Origin of the sequence: Micromonospora sp. RV43 (assembly GCF_001029515.1) — a bacterium.
Classification (GTDB): Bacteria; Actinomycetota; Actinomycetes; order Mycobacteriales; family Micromonosporaceae; genus Micromonospora; species Micromonospora aurantiaca.
Window position 1 is genome coordinate 1 of sequence record NZ_LEKG01000023.1, and the last position, 23,326, is coordinate 23,326.

A 23,326-nucleotide genomic window follows, 5' to 3' on the forward strand; every position below is an offset into this window, starting at 1 on the left:
GAGCACCGCCCGGCTCCGGTAGCAGCGGCGCGATCACCGCCCACGCCTCATCGGTCAACTCACCACGACGCACCACCGACACATCGTCAACGACCAACCCCTACAAGATCGGCAGGACACGCCCTAGCTGCCGGGCGCGATGACCGGAGCTATCGCCGCCGGGGGCACCTATAGTGACGCGCTGGCACTGGGCAGCAGCGCCGGTAGGGCAGGGTTATGTCGTTCCCTATCGCGTGCAGGGCCGTCATCGTCGTCGGTGCGATCGCCCGTACGCGGCGTTGTTCGTGCTCGCCGCGGCCCGGCCCGCCGCGCTGGTGGTGCCCAGCGTGTCCGCCATCGGTCTCGGCCGCCCGGCCATCGCCGGCGATCTCCTGCCGTCGGTGTGGTTAACCAGTCTCCTGGCCACGGTGGGCTGCGGCGGCCCGACCGTCGGCGCGGGCTCGGGCCGCCGCAGCATGGGGTTACTGTCGGCAGGCCTGGAACCGCCAGTGCTGCCGTTCCAGGTCGGCGATCACGGCGACCAGGACGTCACGCGTGACCGGGTCAGTGGCGGCCACGGCCGGGAGCCGGTCGCGGACCCCGGCGATGACGGTGGCGTGAGCGTCGATGATGTGGTCGATGACCAGGTCGTCGCGTTCCCAGCCGGGTGCCCACTGCGCGACGGCGCTGCCTGTCGCGACCGCCGCGGCGCGTCCGTCCGGCGCGACACCGACGGTGGCTGCGCGCTCCGCGACGATGTCGGCGTGCCGGCGAGCGACCTCGACCACCTCCTCAAGGTCCGGGCGCAGCACAGGAGACCGCGGCCCGATGATCGTCCAGCGAGCCTGCTGGCCGTCCAACGCCAGATCGATGAGGTCGACCAGGGTTTGCTGCAGCGCTTGCCCCGCGACTTGCCGCGCTTGGGTGTCCAGGACCGGTTCGATTCCCGTCACCTGCACAGCTGACCTCCTTCGTCGACGAGCACGGTCAGTCCGCCTGGGCGATCGGGTCGGGCGCCGTCCAGGTGACGGTGAGCCCTGCGTCGTCGGCGTAGTCGACCACCACGGTGGAGCCGTCGACGACGTCGCCGCTGAGCAGGGCGCGGCCGATGCGGGTCTCGACTTCGCGTTGCAGGTAGCGGCGCAGGGGTCGGGCCCCGTAGACGGGGTCGAAGCCTTCGGCGGCGACGTGCCGGCGCGCGGCTTCGGTCAGGTCCAGTTTGAGCTGCCGGTCGGCGAGCCGGTTGCGCAGGTCCTGCACGAGCAGGTCGACGACCCTCTCGATCTCCGGCAGGGTCAGCGGCTTGAACAGCACGATGTCGTCGACGCGGTTGAGGAACTCGGGCCGGAAATGGTTGCGGAGTTCCGCCATGACGGCGGTGCGGGCGTCGTCCTTGATCTCCCCGTCGCCGGTGACGCCGCCGAGCAGGTGCTGCGAACCGATGTTGGACGTCATGACGATGACGGTGTTGCGGAAGTCGACGGTGCGGCCCTGCGCGTCGGTGAGGCGGCCGTCGTCGAGCAGTTGCAGCAGGGTGTTGAACACGTCCGGGTGCGCCTTCTCGACCTCGTCGAAGAGCACCACCGAGTACGGCTTACGGCGGACGGCTTCGGTGAGCTGCCCGCCTTCGTCGTAGCCGATGTAGCCGGGCGGTGCGCCGACCAATCGGGAGACGGTGTGGCGTTCCTGGTACTCGCTCATGTCCAGGCGGACCATGTTATCCTCGGTGTCGAACAGCGCCGCAGCAAGCGTCTTGGCGAGTTCGGTCTTGCCGACGCCGGTGGGGCCCAGGAACAGAAACGAGCCGATCGGCCGGCGCGGGTCCTTCACTCCGGAACGGGCCCGGATGACCGCGTCCGCGACCAGTTGCACGGCCTCGTCCTGCCCGACGACGCGTTCGTGCAGAATCTCGTCCAGGCGCAGGAGTTTCTGCCGCTCTCCCTCGACGAGCCGGGAGACAGGGATGCCGGTCCAGCGGGCCACGATGCCGGCGATCTCGTCCTCGGTGACGACCTCGCGCAGCAGCCGGCGTTCGCCCTGCTTGCTGTTGAGCCGTTCCTGCTCCGCGGCCAGGCGTCGTTCGAGCTCGGGCAGCTTGCCGTGGCGCAGTTCGGCAGCGGTGTTCAGGTCGTAGTTGCGCTCGGCGGCCTCCGCCTCCAACCGAACCTGCTCGATCTCCTCGCGCAGGGCCTGCACGCGACGGATCGCCTGGCGTTCGGCCTGCCACTGCGCGCGCATCGCGTCGACCTCACCGCGCAGGTCCGCCAGTTCTTTGCGCAGCTGGTCCAGCCGCGCCTTCGACGCCGGGTCGTCCTCCTTGGCCAGGGCCGCTTCCTCGATCTCCAGGCGCATCAGCCGACGGCTGGCGGCGTCGAGTTCGGCGGGTTGCGAGTCGATCTCGGTGCGCAGCATCGCGCACGCCTCGTCGACCAGGTCGATGGCCTTGTCGGGCAGGAACCGGTCGGAGATGTAGCGGTGCGACAGCGTCACCGCGGCGACCAGGGCGGCGTCCTGGATGCGTACGCCGTGGAACACCTCGAGGCGTTCGCGCAGGCCGCGCAGGATGCTGATCGCGTCCTCCACGCTGGGCTCGTTCACGACCACTGGTTGGAAGCGGCGCTCCAGGGCGGCGTCCTTCTCGATGTGCTTGCGGTACTCGTCCAGGGTGGTGGCGCCGATCATGTGCAGCTCGCCGCGGGCGAGCATCGGCTTGAGCATGTTGCCGGCGTCCATCGCGCCCTCGGAACCGCCACCGGCACCGACGACGGTGTGCAGCTCGTCGACGAACAGCAGGATCCGGCCCTCCGCGGCGCGGACCTCGGACAGCACAGCCTTGAGGCGTTCCTCGAACTCGCCGCGGTACTTCGCCCCCGCCACCAGCGAGCCCATGTCCAGCGAGAACACCGTCTTGTCGCGCAGGCCCTCCGGGACGTCGCCGTTGGCGACGCGCTGCGCCAGGCCTTCGACGATGGCGGTCTTGCCGACGCCGGGGTCACCGATCAGCACCGGGTTGTTCTTCGTCTTGCGCGACAGGATCTGCACCACACGACGGATCTCGTCGTCGCGGCCGATCACCGGGTCCAGCTTGCCCGCGCGGGCGTCGGCCACCAGGTCGCGGCCGTACTTGTCGAGGGCCTCGTAGGCGACCTCCGGGTTGGCGGAGGTGACCCGCTGGTTGCCGCGGATGCCGGTCAACGCGCCCAGCAGCCGGTCGCGGGTCAGGCCCTGTTCCTTGAGGGCGCGCCCGGCCGGGCTGGAGCTGCCCTCTTCCACGAGGGCGAACAGCAGGTGTTCGACGGAGACGTACTCGTCCTTGAGCCGCTTGGCCTCCCGGTCGGCGGCGTCCAGCAGCCGCGACAGCCGTTGGGTGACGTACACCTGCCCGGGCTGCGCGCCCGGCCCGGACACCCGGGGCCGGCGGCCGAGTTCGCCTTCGACGCTGTTACGCAGCTGGTCCGGGTCGGCGCCGGCCTGCGACAGCAGCCGCGGGGTCAGGCCGTCGGGCTGGTCGAGCAGGGCGAGCAGCAGGTGTTCGCCGTCGACCTCGACGTGGCCGAAACGCAGCGCCTTGGTCTGCGCGTCGTGCAGGGCTTCCTGCGACTTCTGGGTCAGTCGGTTCGGGTCCATACGTCACCTCCGAGGAGCGCGGCCGGCCGCGCGAAGTTGCTGTTCCAGGTGATCGATGCGGGCGAGCAGGTCCAGGACGAGCCCGAGCGCGGTGTAGTTGAGGCCGAGACCGGCGCGTAGCCGCACGATCGCGGCGGCGCGGGTCAGTTGGGCGGCGGGCAGCCACATCTGCCCGGTGGGGTCGGTGGCGGCTTCCAGCAGGCCCAGGCGGACGAGCCGGAGCACCATGTGGGTGTCCATCCCGGCGGCCGTGGCGAACTGCGGCAGCGGCCACGCCCCGTCCGCGCGGGACACATGGGTGATCGGGTAGTGGCGCATCAGATCCTCCCGGTGCGCGCGCCGCGCGGGTCGAAGCTCGACGTGTCGGCCAGGCGCTGCCACAGCTCCCGTTCGGTGTCGGTGAGCCGATCCGGGACCATGACCTTGACCTCGGCGTACAGGTCACCGGCGCCGCCGCGCGGGTTCGGCATGCCGCGCCCACGCAGCCGTAACCGGCGCCCGGACGACGACCCGGCCGGGACCTTCACATCGACGCGGCCGGCGGGGGTGTCGACCGGCACGCCGGCGCCCAGCGCGGCCTCCCACGCCGCGACGGGCAGCTCGACGGTGATGTCGCGGCCGTCCATCCGGTAGCGCGGATGCGCCGCCAGGCGCACCACCAGATACAGGTCACCGCGTTGCCCGTCGCCGAGCCCCGCCGCGCCCTGCCCGGCCAGCCGGATGCGTTGCCCGTCGGTGACGCCGGCCGGGATGGTCACGTCGTAGCTGCGTGACCCGCTGGAGGTCTGCAGGGTGATGCTGCGCCGACCGCCGCGGTAGGCGTCCTCGACGGACAGTTCGATCTCGGCTTCGGTGTCCGCGCCGGGCGCGGACATCCGGGCGCCGAAGCCGCCGGAACGGCCGGCGCCGAACAGGCCGCCGAGCAGGTCCTCGACATTCACCCCGCCCACAGCGGGGTCGTCGACCCCGTCGGCGTCGACGTACACCCGCCGGCCGTTGAACGGTCCACCGCCCGCACCGGGCCACGCACCGGCGCCGCGGAACGGGCCGGCGCCGGGCATCGGGCCGTCGTAGTCCTCCGGGACCTGCCGCCACGCCTCGCCGAACCGGTCGTAGCGGGACCGCTTCTTCGGGTCCGACAGGGCGTCGTACGCCTCGTTGATCTGCTTGAAGGTGTCCTCGGCGCCGGGGTCGGAGTTGATGTCGGGGTGGTAGCGGCGGGCCAGCTTGCGGTACGCGCGTTGGATCTCGTCCTGGCTGGCCGACCGGTCCACACCCAGGATCTGGTAGTAGTCACCTGTCGTCGTGGCCACCGGTTCTCGCTCCTAGTCGTCGTTGCGGGCGACCGCCACCACCGCCGGGCGCAGCAGGGTCCCGTCCCGGTCGGTGTAGCCGGGGCGCAGCACCGCCGCCACGGTGCCGGGCTGCACCCCGTCGCCGGCCGGTACGGCTTGGGCGGCCTCGTGCCGGGCGGGGTCGAAGCGTTCCCCGACGGCGTCGATGCGCTGGTATCCGAGCCCGGCCAGAGTGTGCACGGCCTGTTCCCGCACGGCCTGCACACCGGCGACGATGCTCGCCGGGTCCGCGGCGGCGTGCTGCAACGCCAGCTCGAGGTTGTCGAGCACCGGCAGGAACGCCGCCGCGGTGCGGGCCCGCTCCGTACGGGCCTGCTCGGCCAGCTGCCGCTCGTAGCGCTTGCGCAGGTTGTCGAGGTCCGCGACGGCGCGGCGCCACCGGTCCTGCAGCTCGGCCGCGGTGGGGCCGGCATCGGCCGGTGAGTCACCGGTCGTTGCCGTGGTCGGCTCGTCGCCGCGCCCGGTGTCGTGCTCCGGCGTGGTGTCCGAGGGGGTGCTCATGTGCTGTCACCTCATCCGCGGGGTTCAGCTGGTGGGGGTGTAGTCGGCGTCGATCACGTCGTCGTTGCCTCCCGACGTCCCGCCCGTGCTCGACGCACCGCCGCCCGCGGCCGGTCCGTACCCGCCCGACCCGGCGCCGCCGGAGGCGGTGAGGCCGTGCAGCATCTGCTGCAGGTCGGCGGTCAGGCCGCGGATGCGGTCCAGCGCCGCCTCGTCCTTGATTGCCTGTCGGGCCTCGCCGACGAGCATCTCGGCGCGGGCCTTGTCGTGCACCGCGACCCTGTCGCCGAGCTCCGACAGCTGGCGCTCGACCTGGTACGCGGCGGAGTCGAGGGTGTTGCGGGCCTCGACCGCCTCGCGCAGCCGGGTGTCATCGGCGCGGTGCCGTTCGGCGTCGGAGACCATGCGCTGCACCTCGGACTCGTCCAGGGTGCCGCTGCCGGAGATGGTGATCTGCTGCTCGGCGCCGCTGTCCTTGTCGCGGGCGGAGACGTTGAGGATGCCGTTGGCGTCGATGTCGAAGGTGACCTCGATCTGCGGCACCCCGCGCGGCGCGGGTCGGATGTCCTCCAGCCGCAGCCGGCCGAGCACCCGGTTGTCCGCCGCCTTCTCCCGTTCGCCCTGCAGCACCACCACGTCCACGGCGGGCTGGTTGTCCTCGGCGGTGGTGAACGTCTCGCTGCGCCGGGTCGGGATGGTGGTGTTGCGCTCGATCAGCTTGGTCATCAGCCCACCCATCGTCTCCACGCCGAGCGACAGCGGGGTGACATCGAGCAGTAGCACGTCCTTGACCTCGCCCTGCAGCACGCCGGCCTGCACCGCGGCGCCGAGCGCGACGACCTCGTCGGGGTTGACCGTCATGTTCGGGTCCTTGCCGCCGGTCAGCCGGCGCACCAGCTGCTGCACCGCCGGGATCCGGGTGGAGCCGCCGACCAGGATCACCTCGTCCAGGTCGTTCGCGCTGACCTGGGCGTCGGCCAGCGCCTGCCGGACCGGGCCCAGGCACCGCTCCACCAGGTCCGCGGTCAGCTGCTCGAACGTCGCCCGGGTGACCGTGGCGACCAGGTGCTTCGGGCCGGTGTTGTCCGCGGTGATGAACGGCAGGTTGATGCTGGTCTGCGCCACCGACGACAGCTCGACCTTGGCCTTCTCCGCCGCCTCGTACAGCCGCTGCAACGCCTGCGGGTCGTTACGCAGATCAATGCCGTGCTCACGCTGGAAACCCTCGGCCAGATGATCGACCAGCCGGCGGTCGAAGTCGTCACCGCCCAAGTGGGTGTCGCCGGCGGTGGAACGGACCTCCACCACCCCGTCGCCGACGTCCAGGATGCTCACGTCGAACGTGCCGCCACCCAGGTCGAACACGAGCACGGTCTCGTGGCCCTTGCGGTCCAACCCGTAGGCCAGTGCCGCGGCGGTCGGCTCGTTGATGATCCGCAACACGTTCAGCCCGGCGATGCGGCCCGCGTCCTTGGTGGCCTGCCGCTGCGCGTCGTTGAAGTACGCCGGCACCGTGATCACCGCGTCGGTGACCTTCTCCCCCAGGTGCTTCGCCGCGTCGTCGACGAGCTTGCGCAGCACCTGCGCACTGATTTCCTCCGGCGCGTACTGCTTACCGCGCACTGTGAACCGCACCGCGCCATCCGGCCCGGACGTCACGTCGAAAGAAACCTGGTCGGCCTCGGTCTTGATCTCGTCGAAGCGGCGGCCGATGAACCGCTTCGCCGAGGAGATGGTGCCCTTCGGGTTGAGCACGGCCTGCCGGCGGGCCAGCTGCCCGACGAGGCGCTCACCGGTATCGGTGAACGCCACCACCGACGGGGTGGTGCGCCCACCCTCGGTGTTGGCGATGACCGACGGCTGCCCACCCTCGTACACCGCCACGACGGAGTTGGTGGTTCCCAGATCGATACCTACGGCGCGTCCCATGTCCCGGTCCTCCTCGGTGTTCTGCGCGTTCGGCTATGGTAACCGGTGCAATCATCGATAAACATTCAGCGACTGCGCGGGTACAAATCGTTCCGGTTTTGCCTTCGTCCGGGTGATAGCCGCGGTGGCGGTCAGCGTGCGGCCGCGAGCGCCTGCTCGACCCAGCGGCGCAACGCGCCCGCCGGCGCGGCGCCGGACCGTCGGGCCAGCACCCGGCCCCCGCCGAGGATCATCAGCGTCGGCACCGCCTGCACCTGCAAGCGTTGCGACAGGGCAGGCGCCGTGTCCACGTTGACCTTGACAAGTTTCACCTTGCCTGCCAGGTCACGCGCCACCTGCTCCAATGCGGGAGCCACCGTGCGACACGGCCCGCACCACGGCGCCCACAGATCCACCACGACCGGCGTCTGCGACTGCTCGGCCACGGCAGCGAAGGTGTCGTCGGAAGCGGCGACGATCCACGGCAACGGTTGCCGGCACGTGCCGCACACGGGGGTACCCGACGCCACCGGCTGTACCCGGTTGCGCTGCCCGCAACCCGGGCAGGTGACGATCTCTGCTGTCATGGAGGGCCCTCCACCGTGCGATTTCGCCGCTTCGTCCGCCGGCCCGGCGGGGCTTGCCTTAGTACAGACGCTTTCCGGGACCGCCTCCATTCCCGGAGTTGAGCACTTTCCACTCGTCGGACCTCGATGCTCTACCCGCCAGCCTCGCGGTCATGCACCACCACCGGAAACTCCGGCAGGCCGAACTGGTGAGCGCCACGGTGGCGGCGGCGGCCGCTCCTGTTGGTTCGTGTCCCGTCATCGGTGTGCGCGCGCCGGCACGGCACGGTGAGTCGGTCGCCGTGGCGTGAACTCAGTCGGCGGAGCCGTGGTAGGTGTAGGCGGCCTCTCGTACTGCTTCGTCCGTTTCCAGTCCGGCGCCCAGTGCGCCTCCTACTGTCGCCAGTGAGCTGGTGAACCAGGCCAGCTCCAGGTAGTCGACCGGGTGGACCGGGTGCTCGAGGGTGCCGGCGAGCAGGTCGGGGACGACCAGCGCCGCGGCCAGGACGGCGGCGAGCAGGAACAGCGCCGCGTACAGGGTGGCGACGCCGATGACGACGGTAGCGGTGGTGGCGAGGTTGAACAGGGCGATCTGTCGGCGCTGGCTGGGCTGCTCGGTTCGTTCCCACAGGTGGCCGCCGGCGATGAGGGTGACGGTGATGGCCAGCACGGCGACGATCGCCAGCGCGGTCAGCCGGAGCGCCCCGAAGGCGTCGGCGAGCCGCCAGATGTCGGAGGTGACGAGGGCGAAGACACCGGCCGCGACGGCGGCGGTCAGCGCCCGGGACAGGCCCACGGCGAGCCGCCACGGACGGTTGGCCCGGACCATGCCGGTCAGCAGCCGCAGGTTACCGGTGAGCAGGCGGGCGGTGAGGCGCACGACGGGCGCGCCGGCGTCGTCGGTGTCCTCGGCCAGTTCCCGTAGTCGTCGCGTGACCCGCTGCCGGCTTCGCTGGCCGGCGTCCGACGTCGTCGTCTCTCCGACGAGACCGTCCACCAGTCGCAGCACCGTGTCGCGGGCCCGGCGGTGCACCCCGACGGCCCCGAGCGCCGGTACTGACACGACGGCGACCCCGTGCACCGGGCTGGCATGGGCGACGACCGGGCGATGCGCCACCCGCAGCGGCAGGTCGGTCAGGCAGACTGCCACGTCCCAGCCGCGCTCCAGCAGGCGCTGCCGGGCGGCCGCGACGATGTCGGCGTCGGCCGCCGGCGGCTGTACCAGCCGGTCGTTGAGCACCGGCAGCCGCCACGCCAGCCCGGGATGGCGGCGGCTGAGCTCGGGCCCCAGCTCGTCGGCCAGCGCGCCTGCCAGGTCGGCCGGGGCCCCGGGGCCGGCGACCAGCCCGACGACGACCTCGGCCGGTGGCGCCTGGTGTGTCACCGCGGCATGCCACCGGCCGCGTCACGTCGCGTACTCATGACCGGCCGATCAGCCACTTCTCGCCGGGCGCCGGATAGCAGGACTTCGCACCCGACTCGAACCCGTCGCCGAAGGCCCGGGTGCGTTCGAAGCCACTGCCGTGCGCCGCCGGGTCCGTCCACGGAGTGCCCGGCACATCGCGGGCGATGAACACCGCCAGAGTCGCCTCGTCGAGGTCCCCCGCCTCCAGCAACTTCTGCTGCGACACCCAGCCCGCCCATGCCCCGGCGAAACAGTCCGCCTGCAGCTCACGCAGCACCCCCAGCTCCTCCTGCCGGGGCAGCCGGACCTGCATGGCGTGGCCGAACTCGTGCGCCAGGACGAACGACGCGGCGAAATCGCCGCCCTGCACGTAGTACGGGATCATCAACCCGGACTCGTCCCAGGCGATGAAGTCCCCGGCCGGGCAGTAGAAGGCGTTGTTCGGCGGCGCCGCCTCCTGCCCGCACGCCGGGCCTTGGCCCTCGTCGGAGCGGTAGTACGTGTACCCCTTCGGGCTGGTGTAGGGCGCGCCGAGCGTCGGCAGCGTCTGCGACCAGTACCGCTCGAGCAACCCCAGCGTGCTCTTCAGCGTGTTCTGGTACTGGTCGTAGTTGAACGACCTGTTGCCCTCGGTGCCGATCGCGGCGCCGGCCTGCTGGTCGCCCGAGGTGTTACCCGAGCGTTCCCGCTGCCGTTCCTTCGCCTGCTCGATGGCGTCTCGCACGATGTCGGCGAGATCCCGGCCGTCGCCGCCCTCGCCGCTCTGCGAACCCGTGCAGCCCGCACCGCCCAGCAGCAGCCCGCACACCACAATGGCTGCGACCGCCCGCCGCGCATCGGTGAACCACCGCCATCTGCGGAACCTCGCATGCGTCATGGCGTCTACGATACCGCCACCGGGCAACAGCTACACGCCCACAGCAGGCTAGGCGGGGCATCACCGCCGCGACGCGGGCAACGCCGGCGCGGGCGCAGCCACGAACAGCGCCGGATGACCGGTTCGTCGATGCGTCGGCCGCCGCCGTGCGGTCCCCGCCACCCCGGGCGCTGGGCCCGGCGCGTACCGGGCCCAGGCCGCTCATCAGCGCAGCGGCTGCAGGTCGTTTTCCTCTTCGTCGGCCGGGTTCTCGGCGTTGAGGGTGAGGGCCTCGCGCAGCCAGCCGAGTTCGTCGGGGTGCCGCACCACGGTGGTCCACCGGCGGATGGCCGCGCCGTCGTCGAGGTCGTCGTCGCCGTCGTAGGCGCCGGGCAGCTTGACGGCGATCCAGACGTCGTCGCCGAGCAGCTGCGCTGCCGCGCGCAGCTGCACCACGGCGGGGTCGATGGTGAGGCTGTGCTGTGCGTCGAGGTCGTCGAGGTCGATGCCGTGTTCGCCCAGCATGTCGTGTGCGACGGCCAGCCCGGCGGTGCAGACCACGGCCAGGTGCGGGCGCTGCTGCGCCGGCGAACGCGCAGTGCCGGCCAGGTGGGCGTAGGTGTCGAACGCCGCCTGCGGATGCAGATCCAGCAGGTCGCCGATCTGCCACCAGTCCAGACCGGCGGCCAGGGCCTCCCGCACGACGCTGTGCTGCAAACGCTGCGCGTCGTCGATCACCCGCCGGGCGTGGGTGAGCGCCCGGACGAAGTCGCCGGCCGCGGCGGCCGCGCGCGTCGCGTCGAGGACCTCGGGCAGCGTGGTGTCGCGCTGGTCGCAGATCACGTCGGTGTGGGCACGGACGCGGGTCATTGGGGCCGTCCCTCGCTGATCTCGGTGGCCGGTGCTGTGCCGGGGCCATCATCGCCGGTCGTGGTGGCCGCCGCGCGCAGAGCGAGCCGGTTGTTCATGTTGAGCCGGACCTCGCCGTACGGGGAGATGTTGGACCAGAACAGCGGGGTCAGGCCGCGCCGGTCGGCCGGGGCGAGTTCCACCAAACCCTCGGCCAAGACGTCCTGGACCATCAGAGTGTTGACGTACACGACGGCGGCCTGCAGCACCCGCAGGCACAGCACGGACAGTTCCTGCTCGTCACGGCGGTTGGCGGGGATGTCACCGCCCTTGCCGAAGTAGATGATCGAGTTCCCTGCGTTCCACGACTCCGACACGTTCAACCCCGAGGTGATCTCCCGCTGCAAATCCCGGTCACGTAGATAACGGGCCACAAAAATGCTGCGCTGCGCACGGCCGACCTCCAACATGGCCTGATACGTAGGATGCATGAGGTTGGTCTGCTGGAAGCGGCGAAGGATCGCCGCGGTCTGCGCCGACCGGGTCCGGATCGCCGTCGCGTACTTGATCATCTGGTCGTACTGGTCGGCGATCAAATGCCAGCGGATCGGCCGGTTCATCATCGCCGCGCCCAGCTGCGGGTAGGTGTCGTTGGCGCTGGCCCGGTAGAGCCGGACCCGGTTGATCGCCTTGATCCGCGGGAGCAGGTCGAAGCCGAGCAGCCGGGTGAGTCCGAACCCGATGATCGACTGGCCGTGGGTATCGGTGTAGTTGGCCTCGACGTCCATCGCGGCGCCGTGGTGCATCGCCCCGTCGATCATCGCCGCGACCTCCGACGCCGAGCAGTTGATGACCTGCGAGTGAATCACCATGGACTTGCGTTCGACGTGCCAGTAGATCAGCACACCACGCCCGCCGTAGCGGGAGTGGTACTCGGTGAAAATGTTCGCGTCGAACGCCCCGAAGTGCGTCGAGTCCGATGCCACAGTGGTCGACCCGGCGCCCCAGATGCTCTGCCGGCGGGCGCCGAACGTGGCGTTGGCGATGTCGATCGCAAGGGCTCGGACGAGTTCCGGGTTGAGGTAGCGGCGCCGCACGTAGTACAGCTCTTCCTCGCGGTGGCCGTGCTCACCGGCCGCCACCGCGCGGATCCCGGTATTCGTGCCGTAGGCGTAGAGCACCAGCAGCAGCCGCTCGAGCAACTGCCCGCCGGCGGCGTCCGCGCGGCCGAACATGGACCCGATCGTGGTGCCGCAGTCCGAGCGCAGCACCGCCTCTTTGAGGACGTCGATCAGCGGGACCGTGCCCCACCGGCCGGTGATGACCTTCTTGAGCCGGCCCAGGTTGGTCGGCTCGGGCAGTGCGTCGAGCGGGCTGAGCTTGACCGAGCCCTGGTTACCCGGCCGGGGCCGGATCTCCAGCCAGTCCAGCGGCATCGCGTCATTCAGCGCGCCCAGCTCGGCGCGCATCTCGCTCCGCAACGCGTCGATGAACATTGCCGGGTCCAAAGGTTTGCGCAGCGCCTGGTAGTGCTCGGTGCGCCGCACCTCGAAGTCGCGGGGCAGGTCCTCGTCGGGGTTGCGGAACTCCATCGCCCCGACCACCCAGACGCCTTTGCACTTGAGCTGGTCACACAACGCCTCGAAGGTGCGGATCTCATACACCGTGCGCACCGCGCGGCGCCGGCCGCGCCCGTCAACCCGGTACGCCAGCTCCGCCCAGTCCCCGGTCAGCCCGGGGTGCGTCGGCACCGTCTCCCTAGCCGGGTAATAGGTCAGGTCGGTCTGCGACCGGTAGCGGCGTACCAGATGCAGCGCCTCCAGCACCGGCCGGTGCGAGTTATCACAGCGGAACTCCAACACCTCCAGCAGCGCGATCAGGCCCTTGCGATAGTGATGCGAGTACGACGCCCGATACGTGGTCTGCACCGTACGCCGGTACGTCGACCCCGACGCCTTGTACTCGGCCACCAGATGGCGCAGGTTGTCCTCCCCGACGACCGGGAACACCACCTGCCGCACCGTGTCGTCCGGGCAGGCCGTGGCCGCCTCCGCCACGCGGAACAGCAGGTTCTCCTTACCCTGCACCCGCCGGAACTCCGCCACCAGCTGCTTGGTCACCCGCCGGTCCGCGCGGGCCTCGATCGCGTGGACCGTGCGCAGCAGCAACGTGACCAGCGCGTCGGTGATCTCCCAGCTGCGGCAGTGCACCAACGCCGCCAGCAGCGTCAACGTCACCTCCACACTGTGCGCGCGCAGGTGCGACGGAGACTCCACCGCCGCCCTCGCCCGCCACGCGACGAGAACCTTCGGCGCGACGTCAGCGAACAACCCCGCCGGCAGGCCGATCGCCCGGACCGCCTCCAGCCGGGAGATCTCCGTCAGCATCGACGACAAGCTCACGTTCCCCGTCGCGGCCTTGATCAGCGCCAGCACGCTCGGATCAGCATCGTCGGCGTCGGTGTCCGCCACCGCGACCAGCAACAACAGCCGGGCCCGTACCTCGGCCGGCAGCCGGCCGGCGATCTGCTCGGCCAGGATCTTCTCCGCCTGGTGCAGACCCGACCGGATGATCCTGTCCACCCGGTCCGGCGCCGGAGGCTCGATCGACCGCGCTCGCAGCTCGGCCAGCACCGCATCCTTGGCCAGCTCGAACCGGCGTTCCTTCTGCGCGTAGTCCCCGGCCAGCCAGTCCGTCAGCTTCTCCGCGTCGACGACCGTGCACTCCCGGAACCCCAGATGAGCGCGGATCTCGGCCCGGTGCCGCTTGATCGTGCGCCCAGCCCACTCGTAGAAGCCCAGCGAGCCTGCCTCCACACCCAGTTGCCGGGCGACGAACTCCACCACGTCCTCATGCAGCTCCGCCCGGCCGCGCGGGAACCGGCCGAACCGGCCGTAAAACCTCAGCAACAGCGCAAAGCCGAGCTGCGTATCGCGATGCTTCGCCGCGACCAGGTCCTGCTCAGCACCGACCAACGTCCAGTGCTCAACCAGGTCCCCAAGACTCATCAAAGGACGTTTCACAGCCGGAGATCATTCCGACGCCCAACACACCCCGACAGCCCTCACACCTAGATCATCATTTCGGCCCCTGGTGTCGTGGTTCTTACCAACACCCCGATTGGCGGTAAAGGAATTCGCGACCTAATGCCACGTACCGGGTGTACGGCCGACCCCACCCGGGGACCAACGGCCCCAGCGGAAGGTAGGTCGCCTCGATGATGGACCCCGTGACCCTCGTCCTACTGGGCATCTTCGCCCAGGCAGCGGCGCAGCTCATCGCCGCGTTGGCGGTGGCTAACGATGCGCGCCCGCGCCGAACTGACCCGGGCCGCCGCCGGCCTTCCCACAGGTGTCCAGGTGTCCGCGCGCGACTCCGGCGGTCCCTGGGCGGCGCGCCGGGTTGTGGTAAAGGGGCGACAGTGAGCCCACCGATCAACCCACCGGACGAACGTCTGACCTACGAGCAGGCGTATGCCGAGCACCGCGAACCGCTGGTCCGCTTCACTCGCCGGCTAGCCGTCCGGTACGGGTTGCCTGATCCGCACCGCGACGCCGAGGACATTGTCCAAGCTGCCTTCGAAGAGGCGCTCCCGCAGTGGTCATCGTTGGACAGCCCTGTTCGCTGGCTGTACACCGTGGCGCGGCGCAAGGTAACGAAGGCGGCAAGCCAGGCGGCCCGCCGCGGTGTGCTGAGGGACGGCATTGACCTCGACCTCATCAAGACCCGCGGCTGGACTTCGGTGGCACTACGCCCCGTGCCGGACGACAGCATCCTGGCCCGGCAGGTGATGGACGCCATCGCTGAACTACCCCACCGCCAACGCACCGTGACCTATCTCCGGCACGTTCAGGGCTGGACCGTGCAGGAGGTCGCTGACCTACTCGACTGCGCTCCAGGTACCGTCTGGGCCCACACGAACCACGGCGTCGTAGTGGTTCGCCAGCGGGTGGGAAACGTTTACATCAATGCCGGCCGAAAGGCCTCGCGCTCCATCCGCTACCGCCGCCGTAGCCGGCTCCTGCCCCTACTTGTAAGCAGCCTCTCGGCGGTGCTCCTACTTGTTGGTGGCCGCCTCGTATACCGCGCTGTGCGGGCCGGCTGGGTGCCATGGCGAGAGGTGGGCCTGGGTGTGGCCACGCTGACCTTGCTGTTTGTTGTGACGGTGGTCGTTCGCCTCAGTATCAGGTGGTGGCAGCGGCGCCGGTCCTGTCGATCCTGATCGCTCCATGGTCGCTGCCGGGTCGTCGTGCGAAAACACCGCCGGCGACCCGGCAGCCGCGGAGCCGCCGCTCCGGTCGTCGCGGACGCTGCCGAACTCGATCATCTTCGCTGGGGTGCCCGCACATCGCGGCGCCGCTGAAGCGCGGGGTGACGCTGCTCGAAAACGTGCTCGGTGACCAACAGCCACGGAAACCGTTCAGCTTCACCTCGGCATCCCATCTACCTCGACGTGGCGTGCCGGGCTGACTACCGTGGGCGGGGAGTCGATCACTACGGGGGCACGATGACCGACGAAGCTGCGCTGCCTGCACCGCCGCGAACTGTGGACAGCACGATCGCGGCCTTGCAGGACCAGATCGACCAGCTCACGTCCACGCTGGAGCACCATCAACGGCTGTTCGAGCGGTTGCGCGCGCAAGGGGTGCTGGCAGCGGGTGAGCCCGACGACGAGCGGGCTTCATGACGATGCCTGACCGCAGCGACGACCAGGTCGCGGCTGAGGTCGCCGAGCGGGTCGACGTGGCCCGCGACCGGGCTGCGGCCTTGGCGCTGCGCGCGGCATCCCTGGACGCCCAGGTCGCACCCCGGCCTCCGACGCGGTCCCGGGTGACCACCGCCGAGCAGGACCGTCTACTGGCCGCGCAGGACCTCGCAGCCCGCTTCTACCGGGCGCAGCTCGACGGGCCGGGCGGCGCGGGACCGCGCCGCTGGCTGGCCGGGCAGGGCGTGCCGGTCGACGGCCGGTGGATGCTCGGGTACGCGCCGGGTCGCCCGACGGCGCTGGTCAACGAGCTGCGCCGGGCCGGCTTCACCGACACCGAGATCCTGGCCTCCGGGCTGGTCTCGACCGGCCGGGGCGGACTGCTGGTCGACCGCTTCCAAGACCGGGTCGTGGTCGGCGTACGCGATCCCCAGACGCACGCCGTGGTCAGCTTCGTCGGGTACGCGCCACCCGGCGCCGATGAGTCGGTGCCGGCGGTGCTGCACGGCCCTGCCACGGCGATCCACCGGCCGGCCGACGCGCTGGTCGGGCTCGCCGAGCAGCCGGAGCGGACCGGCCGGCCGGTGGTGGTGGCCGCCACGGCGCTGGAGGCGATCGCGCGGTCCGCGACGGCCGGCGAGGATGCCCCTGTGGTGGTCGCACCGTGCGGGCCGACGCTGACACCCGGCCAGGTCGCGGTGCTCACCGAACAGACTGACGTCGCCGCGGGCGTGACCGTGGCCATCGGCGCCGGCGAGGCCGGCCGGCGCGCGGCCGAGCGGGCCTACCACCTACTCGCCCCCGCCGTGCAGGCCCACCCCACGACGCCGGGAGCGCTGCGGGCGATCGGCCCCCGGCCGCAGGACCGTGCTCGGCCGTTGCTGGAGGCCGTGGTCACTGCCCGGGTCGAGTGGGCGGCACGCACCTACCAGACGCCCGCGGGCCGCGTCGGGGTCGCCCGCTCGGCGCGGTCGCTGCTGCGCTACCAGGTCGGCGCGAGCGGGGTGGACATCGCCGCCCTGGAGGCGTACGTCGCCCGGCACCTGGACCCGGAGCCTGCCCCCGAGGTGCAGCCGGCCACGCCCGTGGTCGACGTGCCGGCTCCCGCTCCGGCCGTTCTGGACGGTGCGGCCACGGCGCACGCTCCACCGGTGCTCGACGCGGGGGAGGAGGCGACCGCCGACCCGCCCGCCGACGGTGACCAGGACGGCCCGGCTGACGCGGAGGAGACGGATGAACCACTACGGGGCGCAGGCCCAGAAGCACTGGCGGACGTACCTGCCCCAGCGGTACGCGACCATCGAGGACCCGAGCAGCTTCTTCTCGACTTTGGGGGAGCAGGCAGCGGAGCAGATCGAGCAGCGGACGCGGGAGCTGGCCGGTCCGGATCAGCCGGGCGAGGGGTACCTCGGCAAGCTCGGCCGGCTGAACGCGGCGAAGCAGATGGCGGAGGAGGAGATCCTCCCCGAGCTGATCCTGATCGACCCGAACGCCGAGCAGCCAGCGGACGAGACACCGACCGGGTCGACAACGCCGGCGGCCAGCCCGACGTGGACGCCGCTGGTGGAGGACCCGAACGACCCGTGGTGGCAGCGGGTCGCGCAGGAGGAGGCCGACGAGGACGAGCCGCAGACCCCGACCCGGTAGCCGGCCCGGCCGAAGAGACCGGCGACACCGCTCCGGACCAGACCACCACAGCGGACGCCGACGCCGCCGCGGGTGATGCCGCGGAATCGTTCCGCCCCGGCGGGCAGCAAGACCTGGCACCCGCCGGCGAGATGGCCAAACTCCGCGCGAACCTGGCCGCCCTGCGGACCCTGCGCCAAGTGCAAGCCGCTGGCCGCCCTGCCACGAGCCAGGAACAGGCCGTGCTCGCGCGGTGGGCGAGCTGGGGCGCGGTGCCCGGGGTGTTCGAGTCCCGCACCAACCACCCCGACTACGCCCGGTTCGCCCAGCAGCGCGCCGAACTGCGGGAGCTGCTGTCGCCGCAGGAGTACGCCGCGGCGGAGCTGACCACCCTCAACGCCCACTACACCGACGCGGCGTACGTGCGCGCAATCTGGGACGCCGTGCGGGAGCTCGGCTTCGACGGCGGGGCGGTCCTCGAACCGGGCTGCGGGTCGGGCAACTTCATCGGCCTGGCCCCGCCGCAGGCACGGATGGTCGGCGTGGAGCTGGACCCGGTGACGGCCGGCGTCGCCGCCGCCCTGTACCCGCACGCCGAGATCCGGACCGAGAGCTTCGCCGACACCCGGGCCCCGTCCGGCGCGTTCGACCTGGCCGTGGGCAACGTGCCGTACGCCGACGTGCGGCTGACCGACCGGCGGCACAACCCCGGCCGGCACAGCATCCACAACCACTTCATCATCAAGTCGCTGCACCTGACCCGACCCGGGGGCCTGGTCGCGGTGCTCACCTCCCGCTACACCCTGGACTCGGCGAACCCCGCCGCCCGGCGGGAGATGGCGGCGCTGGCCGACCTGGTCGCCGCGGTGCGCCTGCCGTCGGGAGCGCACCAGGCCACCGCCGGCACCCAGGCCATCACCGACCTGCTGATCCTGCGCCGGCGCGAGCCGGACCGCGAGCCCGGGCCGATCGCCTGGGAGCAGACCCGCCCCTTGGACCTGGACACCGCCGCCGAGCAGGCCGACCAGGTCAACGAATACTTCGCCGACCGGCCGGAGCGGGTGCTCGGCGAGATGACGCTCGGGCGGGGCATGAACCGCGACGGCGAGCTGATCGTCCGCGCTAGCGACAACACCGGTGAGGCCCTGACCCGGGTGCTGCGCGACGTCGTCGACGAGGCCCGCCGGGAGGGCCTGACCATGACGCCGCGCGTCGACGGCGACCGGCCGGCCGAACCCCTGACGGTGCTCGCGCCCACCGACCGCGCCGAGGGCCACATCGAGGCTCAGGACGACGGCACCTTCACCACCGTCGCCGACGGCCAGGTGGTGCCGCACGAGGTGCCTGCCAGCCAGGCCGATGAACTGCGGGCGCTGCTCGGGCTGCGCGACACCGTGACCACGCTGCTGTCGGCGGAGGCCGCCACCGTCGACGACGGCGACGAGCACGGCGGCCCGCCCGCGCCGGGGTCACCGGCGGCACTGCGCGCCGAGCTCAACGACCGGTACGACGCCTACGTGACCGCCCACGGGCCGCTGCACCGCTACACCCTGCGCCGCACCGGCCGGACCGACCCCGAGACGGGCGAGCCGAAGATGGCTCGAATCAACCCGCCGATGGGCCGCTTCCGGCAGACCGACCCGCACGCCGCCACCGTGTTCGCCCTCGAGCACTTCGACGACACCACCCAGACCGCGACCAAGGCCGACATCTTCGCCCGCCGGGTGATCCTGCCCAGGGCGCCGCAGCTCGGCGCCGACACCCCAGCCGACGCCCTGGCCATCTGCGTCGACACGCACGGCGACGTGCGGCTGCCCGAGGTCGCCCGGCTGCTCGGCGTCAGCGAACCCGAGGCCCGCGCCGCGCTCGGCGACCTGGTCTACGACGACCCGGGCGCAGGCCGGCTCGTGGAGGCCCCGGAGTACCTGTCGGGCAACGTGCGCGTGAAGCTGCGCGCCGCCCAGGCCGCCGCCGAGACGGACCCGCGCTTCGAGACCAACGTGCGCGCCCTGCAACGGGTGATCCCCCGCGACCTCGGACCGGGAGAGATCGACGCGGCGTTCGGCGCCCCGTTCCTGCCCGCCCCCCTCATCCAGCAGTTCCTCCAGCAGACGCTGCGCGACCCGGAGCTGCGGGTGGAGCACGTCGGCGGGTCCGACTGGCGGGTCCGCGGCTCCCGCGCCGGTGTCCTGGCCCGCTCGACCTGGGGCACCCCCGGGATGGCCGCGCCCGACCTCGCGCAGCGGCTGCTGACCAAAACCCCGATCCGGGTGTTCGTCGAGGTGGAGGAGGGCAAACGCGCCCTCGACGTGGAGGCCACCGCCGCCGCGCAGGCCAAGGCGATCGAGCTGGAGGAACGCTTCGGCGCGTGGGTGTGGGAGGACCCGGACCGCGCCGAGCAGGTCGCCACCACCTACAACGAGATGTTCAACGCAACCGTGCCACGCAGCTACGTCGGGGTGACCCGGTCGCTGCCCGGCATCGCGGTCGGCTTCACGCCCCGCCCGCACCAGGTGGAGGCGGTCGCCCGCATCGTCGCCGAGCCGGCGGTCGGGCTGTTCCACGCCGTCGGGGCCGGCAAGACCGCGGTGATGGCCATCTCCGCGATGGAGCAGCGCCGCCTCGGCCTGGTCAACAAGCCGGCCATCGTGGTGCCCAACCACATGCTGGAGCAGTTCACCCGCGAGTTCCTGCAGATCTACCCCCGGGCCCGGCTGCTGGCCGCCGGCCGCGACGACATGAGCACCGACCGGCGCCGCCGGTTCGTCGCCCGCTGCGCCACCGGCGACTGGGACGCGATCATCATGGCCGCCTCGTTCTTCGAGCGGCTCTCGCTGTCCCCGGACGAGCAGAGCCGCTTCCTCGACGAGGAACTGCAGGAGCTGCGCGACAAGATCGTCCGCGCCGGTGAGCAGGCCATCGCCAACGGCGAGGACGCCAAGCGCTCCAGCAGCGTCAAGCGCCTGCAAAAGGCGCTGCTGCGCAAGGAGGAGCGGGTCAAGGAGAAGCTCGACAAGGCCCGCGACCCGGGCGTCACGTTCGAGCAGACCGGCATCGACTACGTCTACCGCGACGAGCTGCACGAGCTGAAGAACGACACCATCACCAGCTCCATCCCCGACGCCGGCAACGACGGCTCCGACCGTGCCGTGGACTTCCGGATGAAGCTGTCCTACCTGCGCCGCCAGCGCGGCCAGCGGGTGGTGTGCGGGGCCACCGCCACCCCGATCGCCAACTCGGTACGCGAGCTGTACGTGGTGACCCGCCAACTCCGACCCGACCTCCTGCAAGCCACCGGCACCACGGACTTCGACACCTGGGCGGCCACCTTCGCCAAGGTCGTCACCGCCATCGAGGTGTCCCCGACCGGGCAGGGCTTCCAGATGCGCGCCCGGCTGGCCAAGTACGCCAACGTGCCCGAGCTGTCGCTGATGATGCGGACCTACGGCGACGTCCGCACCCCCGAGGACCTGGCCCTGCCCACCCCGCAGTTGACCCAGCGCGACGACGGCGAACGCGCCCCGCACATCGTCACCCTCGACCCGTCCCCGGAGCTGGAGGAGTTCATCTCCGGACTGGACGAGCGCGTCGAGCGGATCCGCAACCGCCAGGTCGAACCCGAGCAGGACAACATGCTCAAGGTCAGCGGCGAGGCCCGCGCCGCCTCCCTGGACCTACGGCTCATCGGCGAGCAGCAGACCGCACCCGGCAAGATCGACGCCGCAGCGGAGCGGATCGCGGCGATCTGGCGCGACACCCGCGACACCATCTACCTGGTCAACCCCGACGCGGCCGACCCCGTCGCGCACCCCACCCCGGGTGCGCTGCAGATCGTCTTCTGCGACCAGTCCACCCCGAACCCCGAGCGCTGGAACGCCTACGACGCCCTGGCCGAACTACTCGTCGAGCGGGGGATGCCCCGGGAGAAGATCCGCTACATCCACGAGGCCGACACCGACGCCAAGAAGGCCAGCCTGTTCAACGCCTGCCGCTCCGGCGACGTCGCCGTACTCATCGGCTCGACCGCCAAGATGGGCGTCGGCACCAACGTGCAGGCCCGCGCGATCGCCCTGCACCACCTCGACTGCCCGTGGCGCCCGGCCGACGTCACCCAGCGCGAGGGACGCATCCTGCGCCAGGGCAACCAGAACCCCGAGGTCAGCATCTACCGCTACGTCGTCGCCGGCAGCTTCGACGCCTTCTCCTGGCAGACCGTGGCCCGCAAAGGCACCTTCATCGACCAGATCATGCGCGGCACCTCCGCCCGCGAGATCGAGGACGTCAGCGACGAGACCCTGCAAGCCCACCAGATCAAGGCCATCGCCACCGGCAACCCGCTGCTGATGGACCGCGAGCAGGTCGCCCAAGACCTCACCCGCCTCGAACGCGCCGACCGTACCCACCACAACACCCAGGCGGCACTACGCCGCCAAGTCGGCGAGCTGAAGGCGTGGATCACCAAAGACACCCGCCGCGTCGAGGTGCTCGACGACGTCATCGCCCGCCGCCAGGACACCCGCGGCGAGAAGTTCGCCATGACCGTCGCCGGGCACCGGTTCACCAAACGCGCCGAGGCCGGCCGAGCCCTGCAACACGCCCTGACCGCCACCGCGCAAGGCGTCGCCTCCACCGACCGACGCGAAGCCGCCGGCATCGCCCAGCTCGGCGGCTTCGGCGTCGACGCGGTGTTCTGGTCCGGCCGCGACGGCATGCTCGTCGCCCTGCGATTCGACGGAATCCCCGACTCCTCCACCACCATCGGCCTCACCTCCGCCGTCGAGGGCGACCCCACCGGCCTCGTCCGCCGCCTCGAGAACCAGCTCACCGACCTGGACAGCACCCGGGCCACCGTGCAGGCCCGCATCGCCGGCCAGCACGAAGAGATCGCCCGCGCCACCGAGCAGCTCGACCAGCCGTTCCCCCGCCGCGACGAGCTGCTCGACACCCGCCGCCGGCTCCGCGCGATCAACGCCGTCATCGACCTCATGGCCGACACCACCCCACCGCCGTCGGCCGCCCCGCCCGCCGTACCCGTCACGGTCGGCAACTGGATGCCGACAGACCTGCGCGACAGCCTGACCCCCGACGAACAGGCGTGGCTGGACCGGCGCGTGCAGCACGTCGCCGGCGGCGGCGTCGTCCAGGACGCGGCCTGCACCAGCGACCTGGCCGCCTTCTCCGCACCGTTCGACAAGGCGCTCACCCACGCCCTCGCCGACCCCGGCAACACGGAGATGGCCGTCGCGGTGATGCTCAAGTGCGACGACCCCGCCTGGCGTCAGGCCCTCTACAGCGCCGCCGGGCAGGCCGTGCACCAGGCAGTACGCGACGCGCCCTCGCCAGCCTCGGCGGGCCCGTCTACGCAGCGCGATAGCCGCGCGGACCAGTCCGAGGTGATCAGCCCGCTGGCGCCGGTCGCCATCGTCGCGGCCACGACGCCGGCGGATCGGGCGCTGCTCGACGCCTGCACTCAGCAGGCCCTGCGCGTCGACGCCGTCCAGGCCGCCGCGCGCGCCGGTGACCAGACCGCCTTCAGCACGACGTTCGCCGCCGCGATGACCACCGCCATCGCGCAGCTCGACGACCCCGCCGACGTGGTCCGCCTCGCCGACCTCCACGGCGATCAGGCGTTCCGCCAGGGCCTGACCAACCTGGTCTGGGACAAGCTCACCCCCCGGCCAGCAGAGCCGCCGTAGAGTGGCGCCGGCACGCGCCCCGTCCACGCGGCTGCGGTCGCCGCCACGGCGTTCGTGCCTGCGGCCGGCACCGGGGCGGCAGCACCTGTCTCACCTGCCCCCGCCACTCCCCAGCGGGTCGCCCACCACGCCCAAGTACCCGAGCGGTGATTCCGTACCGACGCGGGCCGCGGCCCTCTTTCTCCTGAGCGCCATGGTTGCCGTCCGTGTCCGGTTAGGGTGACGTCCCGGCGTGCTCGCGTTGGCGCGGCCA

Annotated in this window: 14 protein-coding genes; 3 read left to right on the top strand and 11 right to left on the bottom strand. The window is 71.4% G+C overall.

The window, feature by feature from the left end:
- Window positions 1–461: 461 nt before the first annotated feature.
- The 11 genes from ABD52_RS08240 to ABD52_RS08290 all read right to left on the bottom strand — a co-directional run bounded on the left by ABD52_RS08240 (window position 462) and on the right by ABD52_RS08290 (window position 14,054).
- Window positions 462–938, bottom strand: a complete 477-nt coding sequence (locus tag ABD52_RS08240) for a DNA starvation/stationary phase protection protein (RefSeq protein ID WP_347405037.1) — start codon at window positions 936–938, stop codon at window positions 462–464.
- A 28-nt stretch (window positions 939–966) separates the two neighbouring features.
- Complete coding sequence (gene clpB / locus ABD52_RS08245) at window positions 967–3,606, bottom strand: ATP-dependent chaperone ClpB (RefSeq protein ID WP_047891403.1); 2,640 nt, start codon at window positions 3,604–3,606, stop codon at window positions 967–969.
- Window positions 3,607–3,609: 3 nt separating this feature from the next.
- Window positions 3,610–3,924 (bottom strand): chaperone modulator CbpM, encoded by a 315-nt coding sequence (locus ABD52_RS08250; RefSeq protein ID WP_053065328.1) that lies wholly within the window; start codon window positions 3,922–3,924, stop codon window positions 3,610–3,612.
- The gene (locus ABD52_RS08255) at window positions 3,924–4,919 is read right to left on the bottom strand and encodes a DnaJ C-terminal domain-containing protein (protein ID WP_047891404.1); all 996 of its coding nucleotides are present in this window, start codon (window positions 4,917–4,919) and stop codon (window positions 3,924–3,926) included. The genes ABD52_RS08250 and ABD52_RS08255 overlap by 1 nt, the downstream gene beginning before the upstream one ends.
- A 12-nt stretch (window positions 4,920–4,931) precedes the next feature.
- Window positions 4,932–5,462: a nucleotide exchange factor GrpE gene (locus tag ABD52_RS08260; RefSeq protein WP_047891405.1), complete on the bottom strand. Its 531-nt coding sequence runs from the start codon at window positions 5,460–5,462 to the stop codon at window positions 4,932–4,934.
- 24 nt (window positions 5,463–5,486) lie between these two features.
- Entirely contained in the window at window positions 5,487–7,391 is a 1,905-nt protein-coding gene (dnaK, locus tag ABD52_RS08265; protein WP_047891406.1) for a molecular chaperone DnaK, read from the bottom strand.
- Window positions 7,392–7,522: 131 nt separating this feature from the next.
- Window positions 7,523–8,047 carry a thioredoxin gene (trxA, locus tag ABD52_RS08270; RefSeq protein ID WP_235437401.1) on the bottom strand — a complete coding sequence of 175 codons (525 nt, stop codon included), beginning with the start codon at window positions 8,045–8,047 and terminating at the stop codon, window positions 7,523–7,525.
- Between the two features lie 202 nt (window positions 8,048–8,249).
- Window positions 8,250–9,320, bottom strand: a complete 1,071-nt coding sequence (locus tag ABD52_RS08275) for a hypothetical protein (RefSeq protein WP_047891408.1) — start codon at window positions 9,318–9,320, stop codon at window positions 8,250–8,252.
- A gap of 34 nt (window positions 9,321–9,354) precedes the next feature.
- Window positions 9,355–10,218, bottom strand: coding sequence for a neutral zinc metallopeptidase (locus ABD52_RS08280; protein WP_082171248.1), 864 nt, complete (start codon window positions 10,216–10,218; stop codon window positions 9,355–9,357).
- A gap of 204 nt (window positions 10,219–10,422) precedes the next feature.
- Window positions 10,423–11,067 (bottom strand): hypothetical protein, encoded by a 645-nt coding sequence (locus ABD52_RS40130; RefSeq protein WP_047891409.1) that lies wholly within the window; start codon window positions 11,065–11,067, stop codon window positions 10,423–10,425.
- A complete protein-coding gene (locus ABD52_RS08290; protein WP_235437402.1) occupies window positions 11,064–14,054 on the bottom strand; it encodes a Tn3 family transposase in 2,991 nt (996 codons plus the stop codon). The genes ABD52_RS40130 and ABD52_RS08290 overlap by 4 nt, the downstream gene beginning before the upstream one ends.
- Before the next feature lie 413 nt (window positions 14,055–14,467).
- Here ABD52_RS08290 and ABD52_RS37400 point away from each other — a divergent pair, with 413 nt between their 5' ends.
- The 3 genes from ABD52_RS37400 to ABD52_RS08315 all read left to right on the top strand — a co-directional run bounded on the left by ABD52_RS37400 (window position 14,468) and on the right by ABD52_RS08315 (window position 23,073).
- Complete coding sequence (locus ABD52_RS37400) at window positions 14,468–15,268, top strand: RNA polymerase sigma factor (RefSeq protein ID WP_053065330.1); 801 nt, start codon at window positions 14,468–14,470, stop codon at window positions 15,266–15,268.
- A gap of 285 nt (window positions 15,269–15,553) precedes the next feature.
- The gene (locus ABD52_RS08300; protein WP_047891410.1) at window positions 15,554–15,733 is read left to right on the top strand and encodes a hypothetical protein; all 180 of its coding nucleotides are present in this window, start codon (window positions 15,554–15,556) and stop codon (window positions 15,731–15,733) included.
- Entirely contained in the window at window positions 15,730–23,073 is a 7,344-nt protein-coding gene (locus ABD52_RS08315) for a hypothetical protein (RefSeq protein WP_082171250.1), read from the top strand. Before ABD52_RS08300 ends, ABD52_RS08315 begins: the two co-directional genes overlap by 4 nt.
- Window positions 23,074–23,326 lie beyond the last annotated feature (253 nt).